The 11,942-nt window shown below is 39.2% G+C and carries 11 protein-coding genes and 1 other annotated feature; all 11 genes read left to right on the top strand.

The window, feature by feature from the left end:
- Positions 1-273: 273 nt before the first annotated feature.
- Positions 274-735: a CtsR family transcriptional regulator gene (locus ACFX4G_RS27985; protein WP_013054895.1), complete on the top strand. Its 462-nt coding sequence runs from the start codon at positions 274-276 to the stop codon at positions 733-735.
- A gap of 41 nt (positions 736-776) precedes the next feature.
- Positions 777-1,319, top strand: coding sequence for a protein-arginine kinase activator protein McsA (gene mcsA, locus ACFX4G_RS27980; RefSeq protein ID WP_025753183.1), 543 nt, complete (start codon positions 777-779; stop codon positions 1,317-1,319).
- Between the two features lie 3 nt (positions 1,320-1,322).
- On the top strand, positions 1,323-2,396 hold the full coding sequence (gene mcsB / locus ACFX4G_RS27975; RefSeq protein WP_097825356.1) for a protein-arginine kinase McsB: 1,074 nt from the start codon (positions 1,323-1,325) through the stop codon (positions 2,394-2,396).
- Positions 2,397-2,416: 20 nt separating this feature from the next.
- The gene (clpC, locus tag ACFX4G_RS27970; protein WP_043982721.1) at positions 2,417-4,858 is read left to right on the top strand and encodes an ATP-dependent protease ATP-binding subunit ClpC; all 2,442 of its coding nucleotides are present in this window, start codon (positions 2,417-2,419) and stop codon (positions 4,856-4,858) included.
- 123 nt (positions 4,859-4,981) lie between these two features.
- Complete coding sequence (gene radA, locus ACFX4G_RS27965; protein WP_013054899.1) at positions 4,982-6,358, top strand: DNA repair protein RadA; 1,377 nt, start codon at positions 4,982-4,984, stop codon at positions 6,356-6,358.
- Between the two features lie 3 nt (positions 6,359-6,361).
- The gene (gene disA, locus ACFX4G_RS27960; protein ID WP_013054900.1) at positions 6,362-7,441 is read left to right on the top strand and encodes a DNA integrity scanning diadenylate cyclase DisA; all 1,080 of its coding nucleotides are present in this window, start codon (positions 6,362-6,364) and stop codon (positions 7,439-7,441) included.
- A gap of 147 nt (positions 7,442-7,588) precedes the next feature.
- Positions 7,589-8,686, top strand: coding sequence for a PIN/TRAM domain-containing protein (locus ACFX4G_RS27955; protein WP_013054901.1), 1,098 nt, complete (start codon positions 7,589-7,591; stop codon positions 8,684-8,686).
- Positions 8,687-8,711: 25 nt separating this feature from the next.
- A complete protein-coding gene (gene ispD, locus ACFX4G_RS27950) occupies positions 8,712-9,413 on the top strand; it encodes a 2-C-methyl-D-erythritol 4-phosphate cytidylyltransferase (protein ID WP_097825354.1) in 702 nt (233 codons plus the stop codon).
- A complete protein-coding gene (gene ispF, locus ACFX4G_RS27945) occupies positions 9,410-9,889 on the top strand; it encodes a 2-C-methyl-D-erythritol 2,4-cyclodiphosphate synthase (protein ID WP_013054903.1) in 480 nt (159 codons plus the stop codon). Before ispD ends, ispF begins: the two co-directional genes overlap by 4 nt.
- Before the next feature lie 105 nt (positions 9,890-9,994).
- Positions 9,995-11,452, top strand: coding sequence for a glutamate--tRNA ligase (gltX, locus tag ACFX4G_RS27940; RefSeq protein ID WP_028412658.1), 1,458 nt, complete (start codon positions 9,995-9,997; stop codon positions 11,450-11,452).
- 39 nt (positions 11,453-11,491) lie between these two features.
- Positions 11,492-11,716 (top strand) — a binding site (T-box leader).
- A 72-nt stretch (positions 11,717-11,788) separates the two neighbouring features.
- Positions 11,789-11,942, top strand: a 154-nt coding sequence (locus ACFX4G_RS27935; protein ID WP_377578313.1) for a serine O-acetyltransferase, incomplete at its 3' end; no start/stop codon positions are given.

The raw sequence follows: 11,942 nt of genomic DNA, 5'->3' as shown, positions 1-11,942 counted from the left end.
TGGGACTTTGTCCCTGTGAGAGTAGGACGTTGCCAGGCACCTGAAAAAGGACTAGCTATTTTAGCTAGTCCTTTTTTGTTTACAATTTATTTGTTTTATGAAAAAGTATAGTAAGAACAATAAAATTCACGATTTGCAGGTTTTGAAATAAATTTTAGTGGCAACGATAAAAGTAAAGAATAAACTTTAATAGTACATAGTTGAAAATTTTTTCGTTTCCTTTTATATTTAAATTAAGGTCAAATATAGTCAAAGTCAGAAGGAGGGGGCAGCGTGCCAAATATCTCTGACATTATCGAACAGTATTTAAAACAAGTACTTGAATTAAGTGAAAGAGAAATTGTTGAAATAAGGCGCAGTGAGATTGCTGATAAATTTCAATGCGTTCCGTCGCAAATTAATTACGTTATCAATACCCGTTTTACAGTTGAGAGAGGTTATCTTGTAGAAAGTAAGCGAGGCGGCGGCGGCTTTATTCGTATTGCAAAAGTAAAAATGCATGATGCAGCGGATTTGTTTCAGCAAGTAATTGAGATGATTCAAAATGAAATTTCACAAGTAAGTGCTGAAAACGTCATTATTAGGTTAGTTGAAGAAAAAGTCATCACAGAACGAGAAGCAAAAATTATGTTGAGTGTTATCAATCGTTCAGTTATTAATATTGAACTTCCTTATCGTGATGAGCTAAGGGCTAATCTTTTAAAAGCAATGCTTAATTCATTACGCTACCGATAAGCTCATGATCTATTTTATTTAGAACAGGGAGTGATGACAGGATGATTTGTCAGCAATGTGAAACGAGACCTGCAACTCTTCACTTCACAAAAATCATTAATGGTGAAAAGACGGAGATGCATGTATGTGAACAATGCGCTTCAGAAAATGGAGATGCATTTTCTTTTTCAAATCAGCAAGGTTTTTCAATCAATAACTTACTAGCTGGCCTACTTAACCTAGATCCAGCAGTAACTGAAAATTATAAGCAACAAAGTCAGGAAGTTCTTTCTTGTCCTACTTGTGGCATGACATATCAAAAATTTGCTAAAATCGGCAGGTTTGGATGTGCAGATTGCTACAAAACATTTGAGCGACCTCTTATTCCTTTCCTGAAGAGGCTGCATGGAGGTAATTATCTGCATCATGGAAAAATACCAGCAAGAATTGCAAGTAATCTTCATTTAAAAAAGGAATTACAGGCATTAAGATTGAACTTAAAAGAGTATATCGAAAAAGAGGAGTTTGAGAAAGCAGCTGAACTCCGAGATCACATTCGGTTACTAGAAAAGAAGATGAACGAATCGAGAGAGGAGGAAGCGTAATTCATGTCCCAGGATTTGTTCTTTTCCCAGCCTGTTAGCTCTTGGATGCGTCAAGAAGCTTCGAATTCAGATATTGTTCTAAGCAGTCGAATCAGGCTGGCTCGAAATTTAACTCATTATCTTTTTCCAACTCTCTTTTCTAAAGAACACGCAGTTGAAGTGGTTCGAGTATTCGAGCAAGTTTTTCAAAAAAGTGAAAACACCAATCAGTGGAATTTGCATTTACTAAAGATGAACGAATTACAGCCTCTTCAAAAGCAAGTGTTGGTTGAAAAGCATCTTATCAGTCCTAACTTGGCTGAAGGAGATAACAACGGAGCTTGTTTTTTATCAGAAAAAGAAGATTTGAGTATTATGGTTAATGAAGAAGATCATTTACGCATACAATGTTTATTTCCAGGCCTTCAATTATCTGAAGCTTTAAGCACAGCGAATAAAGTAGATAATTGGATTGAGAAATACGTAGATTATGCGTTTGATGAAAATAGAGGGTATTTAACCAGCTGTCCCACAAATGTGGGTACTGGGCTACGTGCATCTGTGATGATGCATCTGCCGGCTTTAGTGATGACCCGTCAAATTCATCGTATTATTCCCGCTATTAACCAGCTTGGCTTAGTGGTGAGAGGAATTTATGGAGAAGGTAGCGAAGCTTTAGGGAATATCTTTCAAATTTCTAATCAGATAACCTTAGGGAAATCTGAAGAAGATATTGTGGCAGATTTAAATAGTGTCGTACAGCAGTTGATTACACAAGAGCACTCTGCAAGAGACGCGCTGTTTAAAACATCTCATGTAGAGTTAGAAGATCGAGTGTATCGTTCATATGGAGTATTGGCCAATAGCCGTATTATTGAGTCAAAAGAAGCTTCACAATGTTTATCAGATGTTCGATTAGGAATCGATTTAGGGTATATAAAAGGACTGAGTCAAAATATATTGAATGAACTTATCATTATGACGCAGCCAGGCTTTTTACAAAAGTATTCGGGAGGTCCCCTAAAGCCTCAAGAACGTGACATTAAAAGAGCCACCTTAATTCGAGAACGTCTCACTATAAATAAAAACACAAATTAAACGTGGAGGGTGACGATTATATGATGTTTGGTAGATTTACAGAGCGCGCACAAAAAGTATTAGCTTTAGCACAGGAAGAAGCACTACGCCTAGGTCACAACAACATTGGAACGGAGCATATTTTATTAGGTATCGTTCGCGAAGGTGAAGGAATTGCAGCAAAAGCTCTTTCTGCTCTAGGCCTAAGCACTGAAAAAATTCAAAAAGAAGTGGAAGCATTAATTGGCAGAGGCCAAGAATTAACGCAGACCATTCATTATACACCTCGAGCGAAAAAAGTCATTGAACTTTCAATGGATGAAGCCCGAAAGCTTGGTCATTCTTATGTAGGAACAGAACATATCTTACTAGGCTTAATTCGTGAAGGTGAAGGCGTTGCAGCACGCGTTTTAAATAATTTAGGTGTTAGCCTAAATAAAGCTCGTCAGCAAGTGCTTCATTTATTAGGTAGCAATGAAGCTGCTTCAAGTCATCAAGGCGGAGGCTCTTCAAACGCTAATACACCTACGCTAGACAGCTTAGCACGCGATTTAACAGTTGTAGCGCGCGAAGGAAGCTTAGACCCTGTTATCGGACGTGGGAAAGAAATTCAGCGTGTTATTGAAGTGTTAAGCCGACGTACAAAAAACAATCCTGTATTAATTGGGGAGCCAGGTGTCGGTAAAACGGCAATCGCTGAAGGTTTGGCTCAGCAAATCGTCAACAATGAGGTTCCAGAAATTTTACGCGATAAACGCGTTATGACTTTGGATATGGGAACGGTCGTTGCTGGTACAAAATACCGCGGAGAATTTGAAGATCGCCTGAAGAAAGTAATGGATGAAATTCGTCAAGCAGGTAATATCATTCTCTTTATCGATGAGTTACACACATTAATTGGCGCTGGTGGTGCAGAAGGTGCTATCGATGCTTCTAATATTTTAAAACCGTCTCTTGCTCGTGGAGAACTTCAGTGTATCGGTGCTACGACTTTAGATGAATACAGAAAGTACATTGAAAAAGATGCAGCGTTAGAGCGTCGCTTCCAGCCAATTCAAGTGGATGAACCAACGTTGGAAGAGTCTATTCAAATCTTAAAAGGGCTTCGTGACCGTTATGAAGCCCATCACCGAGTATCTATTTCTGATGAGGCAATCGAGCAAGCGGTGAAACTATCAGATCGCTACATTTCCGATCGTTTCTTACCGGATAAAGCAATCGATTTAATTGATGAAGCTGGTTCAAAAGTGCGTTTACGTTCATTTACAACGCCGCCAAATTTAAAGGAATTAGAGCAAAAATTAGAATCAGTACGCAATGAAAAAGATGCGTCTGTTCAAAGTCAAGAATTTGAAAAAGCAGCATCTTTACGCGATACAGAGCAACGCCTACGCGAAGAATTAGAAGACACAAAGAAAATTTGGAAAGAGCAGCAAGGTAAAGAAAACTCAGCTGTAACCGTAGAAGATATTGCGATGGTGGTATCTAGCTGGACGGGTGTACCGGTCTCTAAACTGGCACAGGAAGAGACAGAAAGACTGCTGAACATGGAAGAGATTCTTCACTCTCGTGTAATTGGGCAAGAAGAAGCGGTAAAAGCAGTTGCAAAAGCTGTGCGCCGTGCTAGAGCAGGCTTGAAAGATCCAAAACGTCCAATTGGTTCATTCATTTTCTTAGGACCAACAGGGGTTGGTAAAACAGAGCTTGCACGTGCATTAGCGGAGTCAATCTTCGGCGATGAAGATGCAATGATTCGTATCGATATGTCTGAGTACATGGAGAAACATTCTACTTCACGCTTAGTAGGTTCACCTCCGGGATATGTTGGATACGAAGAAGGCGGCCAGTTAACGGAAAAAGTAAGAAGAAAACCTTACTCAGTTGTTCTTTTAGACGAAATTGAAAAAGCGCATCCGGATGTATTTAACATTTTATTACAAGTGTTAGAAGATGGACGCTTAACAGATTCAAAAGGCCGTACAGTTGATTTCCGTAATACGATTTTAATTATGACATCAAACGTAGGTGCTGATACATTAAAACGAAGCAAGCACTTAGGGTTCACAGTAGAAGCGGAAGGGCAAGACTACAAAGATATGAAAGGAAAAGTAATGGCGGAAATGAAGCGCGCGTTCCGTCCCGAGTTCCTAAACCGTATCGATGAAATTATCGTCTTCCATTCATTAGAGAAACCTCACTTAGCTGAAATCGTTAAATTAATGGCGGATCAGTTAACAAGACGCTTAAAAGAGCAAGAAATTGATCTTGAATTAACAAAAGAGGCAATTGATAAGATTGCAGAGGAAGGTTTTGATCCAGAATACGGTGCTCGTCCACTTCGTAGAGCAATTCAAAAACATATTGAAGACCGTTTATCTGAAGAGCTGCTAAAAGGGGTTGTTCAAAAAGGTCAGAAAGTGACGCTAGATGTAGACAAAGGAGAATTTGTTGTTAAATCCTCCGCTCCAAGCAGCATCAGCTAAATTTACTCAAACCAAGACGAGGCATACGAAAAAACACGTATGCCTCCCTTTTTATTTTAGCTTAGGAAATAGTGTACAATAGAGATAGAAATCGATTGAATGAACGGAGAGATTGATAACATAATGGCGAAACGAAAAACAAAATTTGCATGTCAGCATTGCGGATATGAATCAGCAAAATGGATGGGGAAATGTCCCGGGTGCGGAAGCTGGAATTCTATGGTAGAAGAAATGGAAGAAACGAAATCATCACGCCGAGGAGCTTTTTCCGGAGCTACTGCTTCTAAAGTCCAAAAACCTCAGTCAATTACAGCGATTGAATCTACAACAGAACCACGAATTTTCACACCTTCTGCAGAGTTAAATCGTGTATTAGGAGGAGGTATTGTCAGAGGGTCACTCGTTTTAATAGGGGGAGATCCGGGTATCGGAAAGTCTACTTTACTTTTGCAAACCTCCGCGCAGTTAGCAATGAAACAAAATAAAGTACTATATATTTCCGGAGAGGAATCAACCAAACAAACGAAGTTAAGAGCGGACAGGCTAGGTGTAAAAGCTGAAGAGCTTTATGTTCACGCAGAAACAAACTTAGAATTAATACTAGAGGCCATCTCAAGCATGCAGCCTGATTTTGTGGTGATTGATTCAATTCAAACCATTTACCATGCTGATGTCACATCAGCGCCAGGAAGCGTCTCACAGGTGCGAGAGTGTACGGCTGAACTAATGCGTGTTGCTAAAACGAATGGAATTGCCATCTTTATTGTGGGTCATGTAACGAAAGAAGGGGCCATTGCAGGACCAAGACTTCTTGAACATATGGTGGATACGGTTCTTTATTTTGAAGGAGAGCGCCATCATACGTATCGTATATTAAGAGCAGTTAAGAACCGATTTGGATCCACAAATGAAATGGGCATTTTTGAAATGAAAGAAAGTGGGCTAGAAGAAGTATTGAATCCATCTGAAATCTTTCTAGAAGAACGGTCTCAGGGAGCAGCAGGATCGGTTGTTGTCGCTTCAATGGAAGGGACAAGACCCGTATTAGTAGAGCTGCAGGCGCTAATCAGTCCAACGAGCTTTGGAAACCCTAGAAGAATGGCGACGGGAGTAGATCATAATCGTGTTTCGCTTATCATGGCTGTCTTAGAAAAGCGTGTAGGAATGCTGCTGCAGAATCAAGATGCTTATTTAAAAGTAGCAGGTGGAGTGAAATTAGATGAACCAGCAATTGATTTAGCTGTAGCCGTTAGTATTGCTTCAAGCTTCAGAGATGCTGCTTCTAGCGCTACGGATGTTATTGTAGGAGAGGTAGGATTAACAGGTGAAGTACGCCGAGTATCTAGAATTGAACAGCGCGTTCAAGAAGCGGTAAAATTAGGGTTCCAACGAATTATTATCCCAGAGAAAAATTTAGGAGGATGGAAAGTCCCAGATGGTATTGATGTGATTGGGGTATCAACAGTAGCGGAGGCTCTGCAATATACATTAGGAGGATAAGCAGTGGAAGGAGAAAAAACAACAGTTAGTCAAAAACAAATATCAGAAATTCTGCAGTTTGTAGCACCAGGAACCCCTATTCGTGACGGTATCGATAACGTCTTGCGGGCAAAGACGGGCGGCTTAATTGTTATGGGCTACAATGAACAAGTCAAAAAGATGGTAGATGGAGGATTTTCGATTAATTGTGCATTTACACCTGCGCATTTATACGAGTTAGCCAAAATGGATGGAGCGCTTATTTTAAATGACAGCGGAAGCAAGATATTATTTGCTAATGCTCAGCTCATGCCAGACCCCTCTACTCCTTCTTCACAGACAGGAATGCGACACCGTACAGCAGAGCGTGTAGCTAAGCAGTCAGGTGTATTGGTAATAGCCATTTCACAAAGAAGAAATGTGATTACGCTTTACAAAGGGTCTCTGCAGTATGTATTGAAAGACATTAGCGTTATTTTAGCAAAAGCGAATCAAGCGCTTGGAACACTTGAAAAGTACAAGGCGGTATTAGACGAATCGATTACAAGTCTCAGTGCATTAGAGTTTGAAGAGCAAGTAACTCATACAGACGTGCTGCAGTCGCTTCATCGTACAGAAATGGTTCTGCGTATTAAAAATGAAATTTTGAGCTATATTAGCGAGTTAGGAACAGAAGGAAGATTAATCCGTCTCCAAATGAATGAACTACTTTCCCATTTAGAGGAAGAAGCAACTTTATTAATCAAAGATTATATGTATGACCTCAGCTTTGACCCTTACCGAGTAATTGAACGTATGCAGCAGCCGTCAAATAATGTTCTTCTCGATGACCAAACGCTTCTTCGCTTAATGGGATATCCCATGTATACAAGCTTTGAAGACAGCGTTATTCCTAGAGGGTATCGAATGCTTCATAAAATTCCAAGACTTCCATCGATTATTATTGAAAATCTCATTGATGAATTAGGGGATTTAAAAACGATAGCAGATGCGTCGGTAGAAGAATTGGATGAGGTAGAAGGCATCGGTGAAATTCGAGCACGGAAAATCAGAGAAGGTCTAAAAAGACTAAAAGAGCAGCATCTTACAAACCGTCAGCTATAGGATATTAATTGACATTAAATGTTTGATTCATTAAGATATTGTGAAAATACAAAAAAAGTGACAGTTTGTTTACAAATTCTGTTTTTTGGTTAAATAACAGGTTTCAATCATTGTAAACTGTTTATAATGATAAAGGGAGGTGAAGGCGTGTTAAAACGTTTTGTACAGTTATTTTTTATTATTACAGGTGGTACATTGGGCGTCTTTTTTATACCTGAACTTATTCAATTATTAAATCTGCAAGATGTAGCATTTCTAGAAAAGCCTTACGTCGATGCAATACTAGGAGCCATTTTGTTTTTCCTTGTCACGTTTTGGATTGTTGATTATATAGTTGAATTAATTCGCCGAGTGGAAGAAGCGTTACTGAAGGCGCCTGTAACGGATGTGCTTTTTGGGAGCTTAGGATTGATTTTAGGGCTTATTGTGGCCTACTTGGTCGGAGCTTTTTTAGGCAGAATTCAACTTCAAGTAGTAAGTACCATTTTACCAATCTTTCTAAGTATTCTTTTAGGTTACTTAGGGTTTCAAGTCGGGTTTAAAAAACGTGATGAACTTGTAAGCGTGTTTTCGATGCCGGCTCGAATTGGGAAGAAAAAAGGACAAGAAGAAGAAACAGATAACGAAGAATCATTAAAGTCTCTTAAGATTTTAGATACAAGCGTTATTATTGACGGCCGTATCGCAGATATTTGTCAAACAGGATTTTTAGACGGAACGATTGTTATTCCGCGCTTTGTGCTTGAGGAACTTCAGCATATTGCTGATTCGTCGGATGTTCTAAAACGAAACAGAGGTAGACGAGGTCTAGATATTCTAAACCGTATTCAAAAAGAACTGGCAATGAAGGTAGAAATTTATGAAGGCGATTTCGAAGACATTCAAGAAGTAGACAGCAAGCTGGTTAAATTGGCAAAGCTAACTTCCGGTTTGGTCGTGACAAACGATTTTAATTTAAATAAAGTATGTGAACTTCAAAATGTTGGCGTTTTAAATATCAATGACTTAGCAAATGCCGTCAAGCCAATTGTACTTCCAGGAGAAGAAATGAACGTATTGGTTATAAAAGACGGTAAAGAGCACAATCAAGGTATTGCCTATCTTGATGACGGTACAATGATCGTGGTAGAAGAAGGAAGAAATTATATTGGAAAGCAAATTGATGTACTGGTGACGAGCGTACTCCAAACCTCAGCAGGCCGTATGATTTTTGCGAAACCCAAGTTATTAGAAAAAGCACTGTGACGTAACAGGTAAAGGGAGTATACCTATGAAGTATGAAATTATCGTGTTAGCTGCAGGTCAGGGGAAGCGAATGAAAGCGGGGCGGAACAAACAATTTTTAACTATTCAAAACGTTCCGCTTATCATTCATACGCTGCAAAAATTCGAACAAGATCCTTGGTGCAGTGGAATTGTACTAGTTGTAAACGAAAAAGAAGTGGAGATTTTTGAAGAGTTATTAATCGAATATCCAATTCAAAAGGTTCAATCATTGACAGTTGGAGGCGATGAACGTCAACATAGCGTTTATAACGGCCTTAAAAGTTTAAAGCAGGCTCAGATGGTATTAATTCATGATGGTGCTCGTCCATTTGTTCAACAAAACACAATCCATGAGTTAGTAGAAAAAGCTGCTAGTGATAAGGCTGCTGTGCTGGCTGTTCCAGTAAAAGACACAATTAAGCGTGTGGAACAGGGTACTGTCATTGAAACAGTTGAGCGCTCTAGCTTGTGGGCTATTCAAACGCCGCAGGCTTTTCTTTTTGATGTAGTAATGGATGCACACGAAAAAGCAAAAACAAATGAATACTTAGGCACCGATGATGCAAGCTTAGTAGAAAAAGCGGGGCAAAAAGTATCGATTGTAGAGGGAAATTACGATAATATAAAACTAACAACACCAGAAGATTTGTTATATGCAGAAGCTATATTAACAAAGCTAAACAAGACTGAAGGAGTGGAAAAATGAACATTCGAGTAGGACAAGGTTTCGACGTACATGAATTTGCAGAAGGAAGACCTTTAATCATCGGCGGTTTAGAAATTCCGTATGAAAAAGGATTATTAGGCCACTCAGATGCAGATGTGCTGTTGCATACAATCGCAGATGCCTTATTAGGAGCGGCGGCTAAGGGAGATATCGGAAAGCATTTTCCGGATACAGACCCTGAATTTAAAGATGCTGATTCAGCAAAGCTTCTTCAACACGTATGGAAACTGCTAAAAGATGAAGGCTATGAATTAAGCAATGTAGATTGCACAATTATCGCGCAAAAACCTAAAATGGCTCCTTACATTGAACCAATGAGAGAGCGTATTGCGCAGCTGTTAGAAGCAAGCATTTCTCAAATTAACGTCAAGGCAACAACAACAGAAAAGTTAGGCTTTACGGGACGTGAAGAAGGAATTGCCGCCCAAGCAGCCGTTTTAGTTTATCAAAAATAAAAACAGTTGACTTTGACAGATACCTATTTGGTGATAAAATTAGAACATGTCTAAAACATATAAATACATACTATAAGTAATATTAAATTGGAGGTCATCTTAGTTATGTCAAGCGAAGTAAGAGTTCGTTATGCCCCGAGTCCAACTGGACATCTTCATATAGGGAATGCAAGAACAGCACTATTTAATTATTTATTTGCACGAAATCAAAACGGTAAATTTATTATCCGTATTGAAGATACAGATCAAAAGCGTAATATCGAAGGCGGAGAAGAAAGTCAGCTGCGCTATTTAAAATGGTTAGGTATTGAATGGGATGAGAGTATCGACGTAGGCGGCGAGTACGGTCCTTATCGCCAGTCTGAACGTACGGAAATCTATCAAAAATATACGGAAGAACTTCTTGAAAAAGGATTAGCTTATCACTGTTACTGTACGTCAGAAGAGCTTGAAAAAGAGCGTGAAGAACAGCAGGCGAACAGTCAAATGCCGCGCTATTCAGGTAAGTGCCGTAACTTAACAGCTGAACAGCGTGCTGAACTAGAAGCAGAAGGCCGTGAGCCAAGCATTCGCTTCCGTGTTCCTAGCAACACAGAAATTAAATGGAATGATATAGTCAAAGATGAAGTATCATTTGAATCTGAAGGCATTGGTGATTTCGTTATTGTGAAAAAAGACGGTACACCAACATATAACTACGCTGTAGCCATTGATGATTATCTAATGAAGATGACACATGTTCTACGCGGAGATGACCATATTTCTAATACACCGAAGCAAATTCTTGTGTATGAAGCTTTAGGCTGGACGCCTCCTGTATTTGGTCATATGACATTAATCGTAAATGAAAATCGCCGTAAGCTAAGTAAACGTGATGAGTCAATCATTCAGTTTATTGAGCAATATAAAGAATTAGGCTACTTGCCGGAAGCACTGTTTAATTTTATTACAATGCTTGGCTGGTCACCTGTGGGAGAAGAAGAAATCTTCTCTAAAGAACAGTTCATTGAAATTTTTGACCCAGCTCGTTTATCAAAATCTCCAGCACTATTTGATACAAGCAAATTACGTTGGATGAACAACCAATACATGAAACAATTGGATTTAGACGAGGTAGTAGCTTTATCAGTTCCTCACTTAGTGAAAGCTGGAAAAGTTGAAGAAACGCGCGATGCAGAAACAGAACAATGGGTACGTGACTTAGTCGCTCTATACCAAGAACAAATGAGCTTTGGCGCTGAGATTGTTGAACTTACTGAAATGTTCTTTAAGAAAGAAATTGATTACAGTGAAGAAGCAAAAGCAGTGCTTGCTGAAGAGCAAGTACCGGAAGTGTTAAAAGCATTTGCTGAAGAAATTTCTTCCTTAGAAGAATTCAGTGCTGATGAAATTAAGGCAGCAACAAAAGCTGTACAAAAAGCAACAGGTCAAAAAGGTAAAAAACTATTTATGCCAATTCGTGTAGCAACAACAGGCGAAACACACGGTCCTGAGCTTCCAAAAGCTATTTCTCTTTTAGGGAAAGAAACAGTTTTAGCTCGTCTAGAAAGCATTTATAGTTAACAAATTTCTATTTTGCCCATATGATAGAATAATCAAATATGGATATCGTTGAGAAGGAAGAGTAGGCAAGTTCATTGCATATCAGAGAGGGTTATCACCGGCTGAAAGTAACCTATGACAAAACTTGTTGAAGTGCGCCTTTGAGTCTTTTGTTGAATGCTGCTAAAGTAAGTAGGCAAAAGCGGGTACTTTCACGTTATGAGAGAAGAGTTGGGATCGTTTTTTGATCCAAACAGAGTGGAACCGCGTATATACGTCTCTGTGTCATTTGACATAGGGGCGTTTTTTTATACAATCAATGAGTAGATAGAGGAATAGCGGAATTGGGGTGAGATGATGCTAAAGTTGTTAAAGGAAGACATTGAAGCCATATTTGAACAAGATCCTGCAGCAAGAAGTTATATTGAAGTGATATTAACCTATTCGGGGTTGCATGCTATTTGGGCACATAGATTCGCTCACGGGCTTTTTAAAAGAAAGTGGTTTTTTC

The organism is Priestia sp. YIM B13486, assembly GCF_042787865.1.
GTDB classification, from domain to species: Bacteria; Bacillota; Bacilli; order Bacillales; family Bacillaceae_H; genus Priestia; species Priestia megaterium.
This window is presented reverse-complemented; position numbering and strand designations above follow the sequence as displayed.

Excerpts from the sequence above, each read along its gene's own strand:
- radA (WP_013054899.1), top strand. The coding sequence starts at position 4,982 with ATGGCGAAACGAAAAACAAAATTTGCATGTCAGCATTGCGGATATGAA.
- ispF (WP_013054903.1), top strand. The coding sequence starts at position 9,410 with ATGAACATTCGAGTAGGACAAGGTTTCGACGTACATGAATTTGCAGAA.
- mcsB (WP_097825356.1), top strand. The coding sequence starts at position 1,323 with ATGTCCCAGGATTTGTTCTTTTCCCAGCCTGTTAGCTCTTGGATGCGT.
- ispD (WP_097825354.1), top strand. The coding sequence starts at position 8,712 with ATGAAGTATGAAATTATCGTGTTAGCTGCAGGTCAGGGGAAGCGAATG.
- gltX (WP_028412658.1), top strand. The coding sequence starts at position 9,995 with ATGTCAAGCGAAGTAAGAGTTCGTTATGCCCCGAGTCCAACTGGACAT.
- mcsA (WP_025753183.1), top strand. The coding sequence starts at position 777 with ATGATTTGTCAGCAATGTGAAACGAGACCTGCAACTCTTCACTTCACA.
- clpC (WP_043982721.1), top strand. The coding sequence starts at position 2,417 with ATGATGTTTGGTAGATTTACAGAGCGCGCACAAAAAGTATTAGCTTTA.